Annotated in this window: 16 protein-coding genes; 2 read left to right on the top strand and 14 right to left on the bottom strand. The window is 61.4% G+C overall.

Annotated features, from left to right (window positions below):
* The first annotated feature begins 214 nt into the window (after window positions 1–214).
* Together fliK and JL474_RS01230 are read left to right on the top strand one after the other, a co-directional pair.
* Window positions 215–1,552, top strand: coding sequence for a flagellar hook-length control protein FliK (gene fliK / locus JL474_RS01235; protein WP_203140640.1), 1,338 nt, complete (start codon window positions 215–217; stop codon window positions 1,550–1,552).
* Window positions 1,549–1,887, top strand: coding sequence for an EscU/YscU/HrcU family type III secretion system export apparatus switch protein (locus JL474_RS01230; protein WP_123633246.1), 339 nt, complete (start codon window positions 1,549–1,551; stop codon window positions 1,885–1,887). Before fliK ends, JL474_RS01230 begins: the two co-directional genes overlap by 4 nt.
* Here the strand turns inward: JL474_RS01230 and JL474_RS01225 are convergent.
* The 14 genes from JL474_RS01225 to flhA form a co-directional block, all read right to left on the bottom strand.
* Window positions 1,875–2,264 (bottom strand): DUF2802 domain-containing protein, encoded by a 390-nt coding sequence (locus tag JL474_RS01225; RefSeq protein ID WP_123633245.1) that lies wholly within the window; start codon window positions 2,262–2,264, stop codon window positions 1,875–1,877. The genes JL474_RS01230 and JL474_RS01225 overlap by 13 nt on opposite strands.
* 59 nt (window positions 2,265–2,323) lie before the next feature.
* Window positions 2,324–2,812, bottom strand: coding sequence for a chemotaxis protein CheW (locus JL474_RS01220; RefSeq protein WP_123633244.1), 489 nt, complete (start codon window positions 2,810–2,812; stop codon window positions 2,324–2,326).
* A gap of 150 nt (window positions 2,813–2,962) precedes the next feature.
* Window positions 2,963–3,853 (bottom strand): chemotaxis protein CheW, encoded by an 891-nt coding sequence (locus JL474_RS01215; protein ID WP_203140639.1) that lies wholly within the window; start codon window positions 3,851–3,853, stop codon window positions 2,963–2,965.
* A gap of 31 nt (window positions 3,854–3,884) precedes the next feature.
* Complete coding sequence (locus tag JL474_RS01210; RefSeq protein WP_203140638.1) at window positions 3,885–4,667, bottom strand: ParA family protein; 783 nt, start codon at window positions 4,665–4,667, stop codon at window positions 3,885–3,887.
* Window positions 4,668–4,922: 255 nt separating this feature from the next.
* Window positions 4,923–5,705, bottom strand: coding sequence for a flagellar motor protein MotD (gene motD, locus JL474_RS01205; protein WP_123633241.1), 783 nt, complete (start codon window positions 5,703–5,705; stop codon window positions 4,923–4,925).
* 11 nt (window positions 5,706–5,716) lie between these two features.
* A complete protein-coding gene (locus JL474_RS01200; protein ID WP_123633240.1) occupies window positions 5,717–6,457 on the bottom strand; it encodes a flagellar motor protein in 741 nt (246 codons plus the stop codon).
* Window positions 6,457–7,581, bottom strand: a complete 1,125-nt coding sequence (locus tag JL474_RS01195) for a protein-glutamate methylesterase/protein-glutamine glutaminase (protein WP_203140637.1) — start codon at window positions 7,579–7,581, stop codon at window positions 6,457–6,459. The genes JL474_RS01200 and JL474_RS01195 overlap by 1 nt, the downstream gene beginning before the upstream one ends.
* A gap of 16 nt (window positions 7,582–7,597) precedes the next feature.
* The gene (locus tag JL474_RS01190) at window positions 7,598–9,790 is read right to left on the bottom strand and encodes a chemotaxis protein CheA (protein ID WP_203140636.1); all 2,193 of its coding nucleotides are present in this window, start codon (window positions 9,788–9,790) and stop codon (window positions 7,598–7,600) included.
* Between the two features lie 13 nt (window positions 9,791–9,803).
* On the bottom strand, window positions 9,804–10,589 hold the full coding sequence (locus tag JL474_RS01185; protein WP_203140635.1) for a protein phosphatase CheZ: 786 nt from the start codon (window positions 10,587–10,589) through the stop codon (window positions 9,804–9,806).
* Between the two features lie 17 nt (window positions 10,590–10,606).
* On the bottom strand, window positions 10,607–10,993 hold the full coding sequence (cheY, locus tag JL474_RS01180; protein WP_123633236.1) for a chemotaxis response regulator CheY: 387 nt from the start codon (window positions 10,991–10,993) through the stop codon (window positions 10,607–10,609).
* 293 nt (window positions 10,994–11,286) lie between these two features.
* The gene (locus JL474_RS01175; protein WP_123633235.1) at window positions 11,287–12,030 is read right to left on the bottom strand and encodes an RNA polymerase sigma factor FliA; all 744 of its coding nucleotides are present in this window, start codon (window positions 12,028–12,030) and stop codon (window positions 11,287–11,289) included.
* Window positions 12,031–12,097: 67 nt separating this feature from the next.
* The gene (locus JL474_RS01170; RefSeq protein WP_123633234.1) at window positions 12,098–12,910 is read right to left on the bottom strand and encodes a MinD/ParA family protein; all 813 of its coding nucleotides are present in this window, start codon (window positions 12,908–12,910) and stop codon (window positions 12,098–12,100) included.
* Window positions 12,911–13,019: 109 nt separating this feature from the next.
* On the bottom strand, window positions 13,020–14,291 hold the full coding sequence (gene flhF / locus JL474_RS01165) for a flagellar biosynthesis protein FlhF (RefSeq protein WP_203140634.1): 1,272 nt from the start codon (window positions 14,289–14,291) through the stop codon (window positions 13,020–13,022).
* Between the two features lie 58 nt (window positions 14,292–14,349).
* A complete protein-coding gene (flhA, locus tag JL474_RS01160) occupies window positions 14,350–16,527 on the bottom strand; it encodes a flagellar biosynthesis protein FlhA (RefSeq protein WP_123633232.1) in 2,178 nt (725 codons plus the stop codon).
* Between the last annotated feature and the right edge of the window lie 18 nt (window positions 16,528–16,545).

Below are 16,545 nucleotides of genomic sequence, written 5' to 3'. Positions count from 1 at the left end.
GGCCGCACTATAGCCGAAATCAGGTCGGGATGCCGTACTGTTGAATCGTGTTTCATTGTTATCATGACACCCAGAAGAGCCCCAGGGAGCCTCTGCTCCGCTCCTTCGATTACACATAAAGGTCCGAAAGGGTTTAACCTGAACAGAATAGTGAGAACGTGCCAGGGGAACAATGCCTCGAAGGGCTGATTCCCCTACTACAAACGGGCCAACCATGAAAATTCCCGTACCGGGACAGACACCCCCGACACCGGATAAGAGCACCCAAACGGACAAGGCCTCCCCCACTCGCCCCGGGCCCACGTCAGGCAGCGACGGCGAACCGGCTGCACGCCCGACAGTGAGCCCGCGTCAGCTGCTGGACCAGTTGCAGCTTCGCCAGAGTCAGCAGGTGCTGGCCCGGGTGTCGCAGGTTCTGGAGAAAACCGCGTCCGCCCCGGAACAGCTCCTTTTGGAGGTGCGCGGCAAATCCCTGGTGGTCAACAGCGATACCCGCCTCCAACCCGGCGATTGGGTCAAAATCATGCGCGCCGGGAATGAGTTGCGACTGATGGGCCAGGTGGCCCAGGACACCACGCCGCAGGCCCGGATTGCCCAGCAACTGGCTCAACATCTGCCCTGGCAGCATCGACTGGATCAGGGGCTTGGCCAGTTGGCGCGGGCATTACAGACCCTGTCCTCACCGCCGACGGACAATCGCCAGACGACCGTTCCACCCCAGGTTCGCCAGGCCCTGGAGCAACTGGTTTCCCAGTTGCCGCAGGCCGGCAAACTCCAGAGGGCCAATACCGACAACCCGGTCGACACGCTGAAAGCCTGGGTCCGAGACAGTGGCCTGTTTGCGGAAAGCCGCCTGGCGCAGGCGCCCACGTCGCCACCGGCCGACCTGAAGCTGGCCCTGAACCGCCTCGTCACGGCCCTGCTCAACAGCCAGAATGAAGAAGCCGAAGCGTTCAACCGCTATGTACCCTTGACCAGCAAGGACCTGGTGCAGTCGCCGTTACAGTTCCCCCAGGCCGGTTCGCCACTGGCACCGCCCCCGGCCCAGGATCAGCTCAACACCGGTCAGATGCTGCGCCTGCTGGCCGGCATGCTCAACCGCATTACGGTCAACCAGCTCCATAGCCAAACGCTGACGACGCGCACCACGGCGGATGCGCCGGTAGCGACGCCCACCTGGCTGCTGGAATTGCCCTGGCTGGACGCCCAGAATCAGCCACGCACCGCGCAACTCCGCCTGGAACACGATGGCGAGGACGCCGACAGCAACCGTCCCAAGCGGCGTGTGGCGGAGTGGCGGTTGACGCTGGCGATGGATCTGGATGAAGCGGGCGCCGTTACGTTCGAATTGGGCATTCAGCAGCAACAGGTGTCAGCCCGGATCTGGGCCGAGAAAACCGACACGCTGCGTCGGGCCAACGAAGAGCTGCCCCAGCTGCGTCAGCGACTCGGGGATCTGGGACTGGATGTGGTGGAGCTGGAATGCCGTCGCGGCCAGCCGCAGGGGGCCAAAACGCAACTGGATCATCGACTGGTGGATGTCAGGGCATGAGCACGGAAAACAGCACAGATTATCGGCGGGAAACGGCGGTCGCCCTGAAGTACGACGGTGAGCGAGCGCCCACCGTCGCGGCCAGCGGTACCGACGAACTGGCCCGGGAGATCATTCGGATTGCCCGGGAACACGGCGTACCGCTGTATGAGAACGCCGAGTTGGCCGGAATCCTGGGACGACTGGACCTGGACGAGGAAATCCCCGAGACCCTGTACCGGGTCATTGCGGAGATTCTCTCCTTTGCCTTCCACCTGCAGGGCAAGACGCCGGCCGATGCGGGCCGGACCGGGACAGACTCACCCGAGGCAGACGGACCGGCTCAGGCAACCTGACGACGACGCAGCGCGGACACCAACTCGGCTTCTGGCCGGGAAATGCCGCAGGTATTCATCAGGTCGTCGATATCCGCACCCAGGTCAACCAGGCGCGACGCCTCGTCGTAGGAAATTCTCAGCGGATCGTTCTGACGCATCTCGTCCACCGCAGCCCGCAACTCGTGCAGGCTGCGCTCGCAGGCAATCACCCGCTGTCCCACGCCCATGCTGCCACTGCTGGTGGCGTGCAGCTCGCGGCCCACGGTTTCCAGACGCTCCCGGAAACGGGTCTCCAGTTGCTGGATGCGACGACGATTGAGGATTGCCTGAACGCTGAGCAGGATCAGGGACCCTGCCGTGAGGGCCCAGGGTGCGATGTCTAGCCAGTCAGCCATAGCCTTTTCTCCCGGCTGGCAGCATCACACCCCGTGAAGGGCCCTCCGGTCGGGAGGGGTTACAGTGCGGCGATTTCCGCCCACTCGTGATCTGCCAGCATCTTGTCGAACTCAACCAGAATGATGAGTTCGCCGTTCTTGTTGCACACCCCCTGGATGAACTTGGCGCTTTCCTCGTTCCCCACGTTGGGTGCGGTCTCGATTTCACTGGACTTCAGATAGACGACTTCAGCCACCGAATCGACCAGGATGCCCATCACCTGCTGGGAGGACTCCATCACCACGATCCGGGTGGCATCGGTCACCTCGGCATCCGCCAGACCAAACCGGCGGCGGGTGTCGATCACCGTGACGACGTTGCCGCGCAGGTTGATGATCCCCAGCACGTAGTCCGGCGCACCTGGAACCGGGGCAATCTCGGTATAACGCAGCACTTCCTGGATCTGCATCACGTCGATGCCGTAGGTCTCTTCGTCGAGCCTGAAGGTCACGTACTGCAGGACCTTGTCTTCTGCGCCCTGACTCTGTTGTCCACTTGGGGAAGCCATAATGTCCTCTCTTCAATCAGATGGCGCCCCCGGCAAGGGGCACCGCACAAACGCTGTCAAAATTCCAACACGGTTGCCCCATACTATAGAACAGGGCACAAAGCGTGCCATCCCGGGCCAACCGTCATTTTTCAATATTTGTAAAACGAATCAGTTCAGATCGAGTTTCTGTTCCCGCTCCGCACGGGACAGCAGCTGGGTCATCGCCCCCACATCCAGCAGCGCACACATGTGATCCACCACCGTGCCCGCCAGCCAGGGCCGGCGGCTGCGCTCCGAGCGCCAGCGTACATCGCCCGGGCGCAGGGTAAAGGACTGGGCCACTTCGTCACAGGCCAGGCCCCACTCGCTGTCATCCAGCCGGATCACGAACTGGTAGCCGTCCCGCGCGCCTTCGGGAACCCGTCCCGACATCACCCATTCCGCGGTGTCCACAACCCGCAGGTTGTGTTCGCCTGACGGCATCATGCCCATAAACCAGCGGGGGCGCCCGGGAATCGGATGCAGGTCGGTATCCATGCGATGGATGGCTCCCAACAGCACCAGCGGAACCGCGAGCTGCAGACCTGCAACCCGGAAGATCAGACACTCGAACGCCTGATCCGCCCACTCTGGACGCCCCAGCGGTGCCGGCTGGGTATCCGGCTGGGCCGCGTCGGCTGGCTCGGCGATCACCTCTGGCGCCGGCGGTGCGGCCGTTTCTGTCACCACAGCCCGAGCTTCAACCTGCTGGAGTGCTTCCGCCTGACGCTGCTTCTCCGCCTCCGCCCGACGGGCCTTCACACGCAGGGCCTGCGCCCGCACGCGCTCACGACGGGCCTCGCGTTCAGCCTGTTTGACACGGTCCTGTTCCGCAACATCCACCGAGGGCGGCGCTTCCACCGGCGCGACCGGCGCTTCGGCTTTGACCTCCGTCCCGGTTTCGGTTTCGGTCTCGGTTTCCGTCGCCGTGCTGGTCGCCACGAACAACAGATCGTCCAGGTAACTGGATAGAGCCGCCGTGGGATCGACGTAGTCTGTTTTTTGACTCTTTTCCTGCATCAACGACTCCGGCGTCAACAAACTGACGTACTCATTCCTGGCCTTTGCCCTGTTCGATCAGATCATCCAGCAGACGCCGGTAAGCCCTGACACCATGGGTGTCACCACTGAATGAGGACGGCACCTGCCCCGCTTCGCTGGCATCCCGGAACTTGGTGTCCACAGGAACGGCGAAACGCCACAGGTCCTCGGGATAGGCTTTGCGCAATGCGTTGAGACTGTGGACGGACGCCTGGGTGCGACGATCGAACAGCGTCGGGATAATCGTGTACGGCAATGGCGTGTTGCGCGACCGGATGATCATCTTGAGCGTATTGATCATCCGCTCCAGGCCCTTCATCGCCAGGAACTCGGTCTGCACCGGTACCAGAAGGCGCTGTGACGCCGCCAGGGCGTTCACCATCAATACACCCAGTGACGGGGTGTTATCCAGCAGCACGTAGTCGAAATCGTCCCAGAGCTGCGCCAGCGCCCGGGAGACGATCAGCCCCATGCCCTCGACACCCACCATCTTTCGCTCCAGCGTCGCCAGCGCCGAACTGGCCGGTATCAACGACAACCCCGGGCAGGACGTCTCCAGCAGCAGTTGCGCCGGCAGCCCCTCGGGCACCTTGCCACTGTGCTGGAACAGATCGAAGGCACTGTGAGCCAGACTGTCCGGATCATGCCCGAACCAGCTGGTCAGCGAACCGTGGGGATCGAGGTCGACAACCAGCACACGCTTACCCGACTCGGCCAGTAATCCACCCAGTGTGACCACCGTTGTGGTCTTGCCGACACCGCCTTTCTGATTGGCGACCGCCCAGATTCGCACGAAATCATTCTCCCGTTGAGCCTCATCGCAGTACCCTGCGGTGCCTGATTAGATCGCACTCGCCGCTGCCATGACATTTATTTTTGTATCGGCTCCGTGACGGAAAACTTGAGCCACTTCCGCAAGCCGACAACGAGGCAACAGGCAAACCTTTGCCCGTCGCTGGTAACGACAAGGATAAATACAGAAACCATGCCAGTTTCAGGGGATTGGAAGCGAAAATGAAACGCGGATGAAACTGTGGCTGACTGCGATCTAGCGAACGGCACCGCGGATACTGGCGTCCCTGGAGATCAGCAGAACCACCCGCCGGTTGCGGCTGCGCCCTTCCCGGGTGTCGTTGCGGGCCACTGGCTGGTACTGGCCGTAACCAATCGCTGCCATGCGCCGCGGATCGATGTGATTGCTCGCCAGCAAGCGGACAACGGCTGCCGCCCGGGCGGCCGACAGCTCCCAGTTCGAGGGGTAGGCCGCGGTATGGATGGGCTGGTTGTCGGTGAAGCCTTCGACGCGAACGGCATTGTCGTAGCCGGACAGGATACCGGCAATTTTCTCCACGACCGGGAAGGCATCGTAATGGGGTTCGGCATCGCCGGAGCCAAACAGCAGGCTGTTCTGGAGGCTCAGTTCGATCCAGTTCTCGTTGGTCTCAACGGAAATCAGCCCCTTGTTGATGAGGGTCTGGAAATGGTCTTCAAGCTGGTTGGCGATGGATTCCAGGGCCTTGCTGCGCCCTTCCTCGTCATTGGCTTCATTGGCCGGGGCAGTGGCCACCGGAGGTGCGATCACCTGATCTTCTGCGGGCGGTTCCGGGCGGGAAATACGATCTCCCACGGTAATCGGCTCCACCGAGTGCTGCGGCGCATTGAACACCCCGGTCAGGGTTTCCGAAAGCACTTTGTACTTGCCTTCGTTCACCGACGAGACAGAATACATGACCACGAAAAAGCCGAACAGCAACGTGATGAAGTCCGCGTAGGATATCAGCCAGCGTTCCCGGTTGTGCTGATCGTCTTCTCTGGCGCGCCGGCGTCGCATAGTCGTGCCTGCTACTGGATGAAGCCCTTGAGGCGAAGTTCGATGGAGCGCGGGTTCTCCCCTTCCGCAATCGCGATGAGGCCGTCAATCATCATGTCTTCGTAGCGCGTGCGCTGGCGGGCAATGGCGCGCAGCTTGCTGGCGACCGGAAAGAACAGGAGGTTGGCCAGCGCCACCCCATAGATGGTGGCCACAAACGCAGTGGCAATGCCCGCCCCCAGAGTGCTGGGGTCTTCCAGATTGGTCATGACCTGGATCAGCCCCATGACAGCGCCGATGATGCCGATGGTCGGCGCATAACCGCCCATCGCCTCAAACACCTTGGCCGCTTCGATATCACTCTGCTCGCGGGCATCCAGCTCCACTTCCATGATGCTGCGGATGGATTCGGTCTCGGCGCCATCGACCAGCAACTGCAGCCCCTTACGGGCAAACCGCTCCGGTTCGCGCTCGGCCAGTCCCTCAAGGCCCAGTAATCCCTGTTTGCGGGCGCGTACGCTCCAGTTGATGACCTTGTCGATACCGTCTTCAAGGCCGATGTAAGGCGGCACAAACACCCAGCGGACCTGTTTGAGCGCCCGCTTGATGACCGGCCAGGAGGTTTGCAGGATCGTCGCGGCGACCGTGCCGCCCACCACGATCAGGCCAGCGGGCGCATTGAACAGAGACCCAAGCGCACCGCCCTCCAGGACGTTGCCACCGAGGATGGCGGCAAAGGCGAGGATGATGCCCAGTAAGCTGAGCACGTCCATCAGCAGACGCCCTCGACCATCCGCTCGCCAATGTCATCCAGGGTCAGGACTTCGTCGCTCAGGCCGGCCTTGGCGACCGCCATGGGCATACCGTAGATCACGGAGGATTTCTCATCCTGGGACCAGATCACGCTACCGGACTGCTTCATCATCCGGCAACCTTCCTTACCATCGGCGCCCATGCCGGTCAGGATGATACCCAGGGTCTTGCCGGGAAAGCTGCGAGCCAGCGAGCCGAACGTCACATCGACGCAGGGTTTGTAGGTCAAGCGCTCGTCGCTTTCCAGGATACGCACCCGGCCATGCGGGCCCTTGTTCTCGATCATCATCTGCTTGCCGCCGGGCGCCAGCAGGGCCAGGCCCGGGCGCAGCATGTCGCCGTCTTCAGCCTGGCGGACCTCAATCTGGCACAATTTGTTGAGGCGATCCGCAAACGCCGGCGTGAAACTGGCGGGCATGTGCTGGATCAGCACGATCGGTGCCGGAAAACGGGATGGCAAACGGGTAAGAACCCGCTGCAGGGCAATGGGACCGCCCGTGGACGTGCCAATGCCCACCACGCTGTAACTGCGCGGCTGGGTCTTGCGCGATGACCGGGCGGCTTCCGCTTCCGGCTCGGCCCGGCGCTGTGCCGGTGTGGGCCTGGCAGGACCACGTGTCTGCGGGCGAGCCGGTTGCGCGGGAGGCGGCGTAGACGGCACGGCCGGAGCCGGTCGAGAGCCGGGGCGACTGCGCGCCACATCCAGGATCCGTTCGCGCAGGATCTTCTGGAGCTGGCTATTGTCCCGGGCGATTTCCTCGAAATTCTTGGGCAGGAAGTCCACGGCCCCTGCTTCCAGGGCATCCAGCGTCACCCGGGCGCCTTCGTAGGTCAGCGAGGAAAACATCAACACCGGCACGGGCCGGCGCTTCATGATTTCCTTCACGGCGGTGATGCCATCCATGATGGGCATCTCATAATCCATCGTGATCACGTCCGGGCGCAGCTTGTCCGCCATCTCGATCGCTTCACGACCGTTAGTGGCGGCACCGACCACGCGGATATTACCCGACGCGTTCAGGATTTCGGTGAGTCGCTTGCGGAAGAAACCGGAATCATCAACGACCAGAACGGAAACGGTCATTCAGGCATTTCTCCTGTCATCCGTAGTGCTGCAGCAGACTGGGCACGTCGATAATCAACGCGATCCGCCCATCGCCGGTAATGGTCGCACCGGCCATGCCCGGCGTGCCGTGGAGCATCCGCCCCAAAGGCTTGATGACCACCTCTTCCTGCCCGATCAACTGGTCCACCACAAAACCAACCCGCTTGGTGCCCATCGCGACAATGACCACGTGCCCATTCTCGGGATCGGGCTCGCCGGCTGCGCCGTGGATCAGCCAGTCCTTGATGTTGTAGATCGGGAACACCTTGTCGCGAACCACAATACACTCACGACCGTCAACGATGTTCTTCTTGGTCAGATCCAGGTGGAAGATCTCCACGACATTGACCAGCGGCAGCGCGAAGGACTGGTCGCCCAGCATGATCATCAGTGTCGGCATGATCGCCAGCGTCAGCGGCACCTTGATCAGGATGCGGGAGCCTTTACCCAGCTCCGACTCCACATGGATGGTGCCGTTCAATTGACTGATCTTGGTCTTGACCACGTCCATGCCCACACCCCGCCCGGACACGTCGGAAATCTGGTCCTTGGTGGAAAAGCCAGGGGCAAAGATGAGGTTGTAGCATTCGTTGTTGGTCAGACGATCCGCGGCGTCCTGTTCAAACAATCCTTTCTCGACCGCCTTCTGACGCAGCTTGTCCGGATCCATGCCGCCACCGTCGTCTTCGATCGACAGCAGGATATGATCGCCTTCCTGCTCGGCTGAAAGCGTCACCACACCCGTCCGGGGCTTACCGGCTTTTTCGCGCACATCCGGCGCTTCGATGCCATGGTCTACGGAGTTGCGCACCAGGTGAACGAGCGGATCGGACAGGGCTTCGACCAGGTTCTTGTCCAGGTCGGTGTCCTCGCCGTGCATGACCAGGTTGATTTCCTTCTTGAGGCTGCGCGCCAGATCGCGCACCACACGCGGGAAACGGCCGAAGACTTTTTTGATCGGCTGCATGCGCGTCTGCATGACGGCAGACTGGAGATCGGTGGTCACCACATCGAGGTTGGCCACCGCTTTGTGCATCTGTTCGTCTTCGCTGTCGTTACCCAGACGCTGCAGGCGGTTACGCACCAACACCAGTTCGCCCACCATGTTCATGATGTCGTCGAGGCGTTTGGTGTCCACTCGCACGGTGGTTTCGGCAGCCGGCTGGGAGTCCCGCTGCGGCACAGCCGGGGTGGCGGGCGATTTATTCTCATCCTTGTTGGCGGGAGCGCTCGGTTTCTCAGCCTTCCTGGGCGCTGGCGCCGGTTCCGGCTTCTTCGCTGCCGGCTGACTGGCGCCCGGGGCACCGGGGCCTTTGCCCGAGCCGTGCAGTTCGTCCAGCAGGTTCTCGAATTCGTCGTCGGTAATCAGCTCATCGCCACCGCTTGTCCTGGCGCTCGCATCCGATGCACCACCGCCCTTTGACGCCGGTTCGACTGAGCCTTTGAACTGCCCCTTGCCGTGCAGGTCATCGAGCAGACTCTCGAACTCATCGTCGGTGATGTCATCGCCGCCACTGCCGCCGGAATGCCCTGCTGCAGCGGGTTTGTCGTCGTCTGCCGGTTTACCGCTGTGCTGCCCTTTGCCGTGCAGCTCATCCAGCAGGTTCTCGAACTCATCGTCTGTGATCTGATCGTCGCCACTGCTGTCGCCGGATGAAGATTTCTCATCCTCAAGGGCATCCAGCAACTGCTCGAATTCTTCGTCGGTGATGTCGCCCTGGTCCGCATGGTCGCCGGCTTCAGCCGCCGGTTCAGGCTTGGGAGCTGCCTCCGGCTCGGGTGCGGCGGGGGCCTCGCCTTCGGGCAACGCCAGGGCATCCAGCGCCTCGATCAATGCCGGATCGGCCGGTGTCGGTTCCTCCCGGTTGCGTACCTGGTCAAACATGGCATTGACGTTGTCCAGGGCTTCGAGGACCACGTCCATGAGATCGGAGTCGACCCGGCGCTTGTGGTTACGCAGGGTGTCAAAGACGTTTTCCGCCGAATGACAACAATTGACCAGCGCTTCAAGCTGCAGGAAGCCGGCACCACCCTTGACGGTGTGGAACCCACGGAAGATCGCGTTCAGCAGATCCCCGTTATCCGGATTCTGCTCCAGATCCACCAGCTGTTCGGACAGCTTTTCGAGTATTTCACCGGCCTCTACCAGGAAGTCCTGGAGAATTTCTTCGTCAGCATCAAGCGCCATGCAGTGTCCTCACTCAAAAACCAAGGCTGGACAGGAGGTCATCGACATCATCCTGGCCGGATACGACATCCTCACGCTCTTTGGCGTTCATTTGAGGGCCTTCGCCTTTTTCGATTGTTGTCGTTGTTTCGCCGATATCATGGACAGTGCCGGTGATTTCATCGACATGGCTGGCCATGACCACCAGGCTGAGCAGGTGTTCTTCCACTTCCTTGACTAGCGCCGTGACCTTCTGGATGACCTGACCGGTCAGGTCCTGGAAGTCCTGCGCCAGCAGGATCTCGGACAGGTTGCCGTAAAGGGCTTCCGCATCGCTGGCCGTTTGTTCGAAGAAGTTGTCGATCCGGTTGTACAGCTCGCGGAATTCGCCGGCGCCGATTTCCCGGCGGCGCAGCTTGTGCCAGTCGGCTCGCAGCGCGACGGCCTGCTCCCGCAGGCTGTTGGCCTTGGGCATCGCCTCTTCCACGATGTCCATGGTGCGGTTGGCGGCCTGACTGGTCATGTCCACCACGTACGCCAACCGGTCGGAAGCGTCCGTGATCTTGGACAGGGCTTCCTGCTGCTCCGGGTTCTGCGGATCGATATTGAAGTTGCGAATGGCCTCGTGGAGGCTGCGGGTCAACCGGCCAACCTCACGGTAAAGGCTCTGGTCCCGGACATCATTCAGTTCATTAATCAGGCGCATCGCCGCGGCGTAATCGCCGGCGTCCACCTGTTGCTTCAGTTCTTCCGCCTGGTGCTGCAGCTTCTCAACGACATCGGGATCGAGGGAGCCGGCCTTGTCTTTTTTTGTGCCCATGATTGGCGCTCTGATACTCAGGACTGGATGCGTTCGAAAATCTTCTCGATCTTTTCCTTCAGGACAGCCGCCGTAAACGGCTTCACGACGTAACCGTTAACGCCGGCCTGGGCCGCCGCCACGATCTGGTCACGCTTGGCTTCCGCCGTCACCATCAGGATCGGCAGGTTCTTGAGGTTCTCGTCCGCGCGAACAGCCTGCAGCAGTTCAAATCCGGACATGCCCGGCATGTTCCAGTCGGTGACCAGAAAATCGTATTTGCCACTCTTGAGCATGGGCAGCGCGGTGTTGCCGTCATCCGCCTCGTCAGTATTGGTGAAACCGAGGTCGCGAAGCAGATTCTTGATGATCCGTCGCATCGTGGAGAAGTCATCCACGATCAGAATTTTCATGTTTTTGTCCAAAGGGACCTCCAATCATTACAGCCCGGAATACCAATCCAGCGTCCAGTTCAGTGTCCGGCAATCCATACGATGCCGGCGCCACTGAAAGCACCGCCTATTCTGTCGCGTCAACGCCCGCTGTAAAGCGTCCGTTACCAAAAACTACAGTTCCGGGATCGTAGCCTGGGCATCAACGCTGACCACAAGCTCCCGGAATTCGATGTCAACTCTTTGCTTGTCGCGCCTGATGTGGCGCGTCCGCCCATTCTGCCCTGCTCCACCGGTGTTTTGCGAACCGGCTTTGAACGGCGTGGCTAACGGGCTTCCTGCCAATCCGTCAGACGTGATTTCAGGCGCAATGCCGCCTGACTGTGAATCTGGCTGACCCGACTTTCACTGACACCGATGACGGCGCCGATTTCTTTCAGGTTCAGCTCTTCCTGGTAATACAGACTCAACACCAGCTTTTCCCGCTCCGGCAGCGCCGCGATCGCCTCGGCCAGACTGCGCTGGAATCCAGCTGCCGACAGCTCTTCGAACGGACGATCGGGCACGGCCTCTTCATTGTCTATCGGCAGCTCTCCCGATTCATTTAGCTCATCCAGACTAAAAAGACGGCCGCTGTTGGAATCGGCCAGGCAGGCATGGTACTCCGGCAGGGTCATGTCCAGCTCGTCGGCGACTTCGTGATCCTGAGCCTCGCGCCCGGTCCGGTCTTCGACGGCCTTGATCGCCTGGGCGATGCGACGGGAATTGCGGTGAACGGAACGCGGCACCCAGTCGCCCTTGCGAATCTCATCCACAATGGCACCGCGAATGCGGATACCCGCATAGGTTTCAAAGGAAGCGCCTTTGCCGGCGTCGTACTTCTGGGCTGCCTCGAGAAGGCCGATCATGCCGGCCTGCATCAGGTCTTCAAGCTGGACAGAGGCGGGCAATCGCGCCAGCACGTGCAACGCGATCTTTTTCACCAGCGGCGCATGGTCCTCGACCAGTTGATGGGCCGATTTGCGCGAGCTCGTCTGTTGGTAGATTCCCAGGCCTTTTGCCAACGTCATCAATCCGGATTACCCGTGTGTTTCATGCGACCGTCATACCACGCCACCTGTCGGTCAGGGTACTCCATCAGGCGTCCACCAGGCGCTCAACGAAAAATTCGAGATGCCCCCGTGGAGAAGACGGGAGCGGCCAGTTGTCCACCTGCTGGGCCAGCGCCTTGATCGCCAGCGAGGCCTTGGCGCGTGGGTAAGCGTCAAGCACCGCACGCTGCCGTTGTACCGCTTTTTTGACGGCTTCGTCGTAAGGGACGATGCCCACATATTGTAGCGCAACATCCAGAAATCGCTCGGTAACCCGGGTCAGTTTCCCAAACAGATGCTTGCCTTCCTGCTCGTTGCGAACCTGGTTGGCAAGGATGCGAAACCGGTTCACCCCGTAGTCCCGGTTCATGAGCTTGATCAGCGCGTAGGCATCGGTAATGGAAGTGGGCTCGTCGCAGACCACCAGCAGTAATTCCTGAGACGCCCGCAGGAAGCTGACCACCGATTCGGAAATGCCGGCAGCGGTGTCAACGATCAACACGTCGATCTGATCGCCCAGTTCGCTGAAGGCGTTGATCAGGCCAGCGTGCTCCATGGGCGTCAGCTGGGTCATCCGCTGGGTGCCGGACGAGGCGGGAACGATCTTGATGCCGCCCGGGCCGTCGACCAGGACATCGCGCAGGTCGCACTCGCCGTTCAGCACATCATTGAGATTGTGGTTCGCAGTGATACCCAGCAGGACGTCGATGTTGGCCAGCCCCAGATCGGCATCCAGAACCACCACCCGACGCCCCATCTGCGCCAGTGCAATAGCCAGGTTGACCGAAACGTTGCTCTTGCCAACGCCGCCCTTGCCACCTGAGACGGCGATCACCTGGACCGGGTTAACTCTACTCATGCCGGATACAGTCTCTCACGACAACTCTTGATAAGGATGGCCGGTTGATGACCGGCTCGATAGTGGAGCCCATGAACGCCCTGCGGCTGTTCCGGCGGACTCCCGGGCCTCAGGCGCCGGCTGCAACCACGGCGGTTTCCCGAACCTGCTTCAGACGCTCCACACCCAGTCTGACCAGTGGAGCCGCCTGTGCCGGATGAATGTCCTCGGGGATGCGCTGCCCATCGGTGTAATACGCCACCCGAAGACCCGTTTCCATGGCAAAGCCTAGCACCTCGCCGAGTGTCAGGGCTTCATCCAGTTTGGTCATGATACACCCGGCCGGATTCGCCATCTTATAGCAATGCCACGTGGATTTCATAATGCGAGGCTGGCTGGTGGCTGCCAGCACCAGGTAAGGCTTGACCGGATGCCGGCTTGCAGCCAGCTCCTCAAGCTGTTCCTGGTGGCCGCGATCGGAATGGGTCAGGCCCGCCGTGTCGATCAGAACCAGGCGTTTATCGGACAGGTCATCGAGGATCTGGTCCAGGGAATGGCTCTCATCCACCACCCGCACCGGCACGTTCAGGATGCGACCGAATACAAACAGATGCTCATGTGCCGCGATCCGATAGCGGTCGGTGGTGACCAGCGCCAGGGAATCGGCGCCGTGCTCCAGGACATAACGCGCCGCCATCTTGCCGATGGTGGTGGTCTTGCCAGAGCCAGTGGGGCCCACCAACGCGACCAGACCACCCTGCTCGACCAGTTCCTGCTGCTGGGTGCGCAGGCCGGCCGCCAGCGTGCGCAACGCCCGCTTCCAGCCCTCTTCCAGTCGAACACCAGCCGCGTTACGAGACAGCGTGGAGGCCAGCGTGTGGGACAGTCCGTACTCTTCCAGCCGCTCCATCAGGCGCTGCTGACTCGCGTCCACCGGGTCGTTTACCGGTCCATTTGCCGCGGCCGGAGAACGACGCTCGTTGACCATATCCCGCAGTGAATGGATTTCCGCCCGCATGGCTTCGAGGGCCGCATGGGTGGCGTCCTGAGCGGGTTCGGCAGCCGCCGGTTCCGGCGTGGTGAAATCAAGAATGTCCTGTTCACGGGGTTGGCGCTTTTCACGAATTTCCCGGATACGGTCCCGCGAGCGGCCGAGTTCTTCCTCCAGGCGGCGATGTTGTTCCGCCTGCATTTCGGCCAGCCGGGCGCCATTGGTGGCTTCGACCGCGGCGGTGCCCAGACGCTGGCGCGCCAGATTTTCGTCATAGTCGAGAGCCGTCACAATTTCGACGCCCCCGTCCACGCGCCGGTTCGACAGGATGACGGCATCCTCTCCCATCTCCAGGCGAACCATCTTCAGGGCTTCCGCCATGGTTGGAGCAAAAAACCGTTTAACCTTCATGATGACCTACCTCCGGTGGCGCCGCGGCCCGCGACGCCTTGCTGTTGCTGGGCGAGCCTCACTGCTGGCCCACCGACGCGACAATCGTAATCTGCTTGTTGTCCGGCACTTCCTGGTAAGACAGGACGTGCAGGCGTTCGACCCCGTAACTCACAAAGCGCGCCATGACATGCCGCAGTGGCGCCGAAACCAGCAGGATGGCGGGCTTGCCCATCATTTCCTGACGTTGGGCCGCGTCCTGCAGGGAGCGCTGGAGCCGTTCCACCATGTTGGGCTCCAGCACCAGACCGATATCGTCCTGACCGCCGGATTGTTGACTCTGTTGCATGGACTTCAGCAACATCTGTTCCAACTCTGGATCCAGGGTGATGACCGGGATCTCGGATTCGTTGCCGCAGATGCTCTGGACAATCATCCGGCGCAGGGACTGGCGGGCGGCTGTTGTCAGGATCCGGGCGTCCTGGGTCTTCGGCTGTACATTGACGACCGCTTCCGCAATCGACCGCATATCCCGGATCGGCACCTCTTCTTTCAGAAGGCTCTGCAGGACTTTCAGCAGTAGACTGATGGAAATCGTGTTGGGTACCAGCTCTTCCGCCAGCTTGGGCGACATCTTCTCCAACTGCTCCAGCCACTTCTGGACTTCCTCGTGACCGATCAGCTCGTGGGCGTGCTTCTGCAGGATCTGGTTAAGATGGGTCGCCACCACGGTGCTGGCATCCACCACGGTGTAGCCCAGGGTCTGGGCCTGATCTTTCTTGTCCGGTTCGATCCAGCTGGCATCCAGGCCGAACGCCGGATCCTTGCCCTCGATACCTTCAATTTTGCCGAACACCTGCCCCGGGTCGATCGCCAGTTCCCGGTCCGGGTGGATCTCGGCTTCGGCAATGGTCACGCCCATCAGGGTGATGCGATAAACGTTGGGCATCAGGTCCAGGTTGTCGCGGATATGGACCGACGGCATCAGGAAGCCCAGATCCTGAGACAGCTTCTTGCGCACGCCCTTGATCCGGGTCAGCAGCTGGCCGCCCTGGGATTTGTCCACCATGGGGATCAGGCGGTAACCCACTTCCAGGCCGACGATATCGACCGTGGACACATCGTCCCAGCCCAGTTCCCGGGATTCGGTTTGCGGACCGGGCAAGGCCTGCTTCTGCGCGCCATCGCCGCCGCCCTGCGGACCGCCGGAAGGCGCCGAGCGCGGCATACCGCCCCCACGCGCCGGAAAGACGGTCTCGTCCTCTTCCACCTGCTGCTGGCGTTTCCAGATGTAGTAGGCGCCCGCTCCGGCAATGAGACCGAGCCCTATAAAGGCCACGTGCGGCATCCCCGGGATAATGCCCAGGATGATCAGGATGGCGCTGGCAATAAACAGAATCCGCGGTGCGGTGAACATCTGGGACAGGATCTGCTGGCCCATGTCCTGACTGGAGGTGACCCGCGTCACCATAATGGCGGCGGAGGTGGAGAGCAGCAGCGACGGAATCTGGGCAACCAGACCGTCACCGATGGTCAGCAGCGCGTAACTGCGCATGGCATCGCCGAACGACAGCGAGTGCTGCATCATGCCGATGGCCACGCCGCCGGCGATGTTGATGAACAGGATCAACAGGCCGGCGATCGCGTCGCCCTTCACGAATTTGCTGGCACCGTCCATGGAGCCATAGAAATCCGCCTCCTGGGCGATTTCGGCGCGACGGGCCTTGGCTTCGTCCTGATCGATCAGGCCGGCGTTCAGGTCGGCATCGATCGCCATCTGCTTGCCGGGCATGGCGTCCAGGGTGAAGCGGGCGCTGACTTCCGACACCCGACCGGCACCCTTGGTGACGACCATGAAGTTGATGATGACGAGTATGGCGAAGACCACCAGGCCGACGGCGTAGTTGCCGCCGATCAACACGGCACCAAACGACTCGATCACCTTACCGGCGGCGTCGCCCCCTTCGTGACCGTTGAGCAGGACAATCCGGGTCGACGCCACGTTCAGCGCCAGACGCAGCAACGTGGCCACCAGCAGCACCGTCGGAAACGCGGCAAACTCCATTGGCCGCAATGCGTACACACACACCAGCAGGATGACGATGGACAGGGTGATGTTGAACGTGAACAGCACGTCCAGCAGGAACACCGGCATGGGCAGAATCATCATGCCCAGCAGTGCCATCAGCAGGACCGGGATGCCCAGGTTGCCGTTTGTCAGCGATTTGACGTTATTGAGGACCAGCGCTCTGTCCACGACCCGATGTTCTCCAGT

It is taken from the genome of Marinobacter mangrovi (genome assembly GCF_016798325.1).
In the GTDB taxonomy this organism is placed as follows: Bacteria; Pseudomonadota; Gammaproteobacteria; order Pseudomonadales; family Oleiphilaceae; genus Marinobacter_A; species Marinobacter_A mangrovi.
The sequence above is the reverse complement of the archived record's forward strand: the minus strand, read 5'-3'. Positions and strand labels throughout refer to the sequence as shown.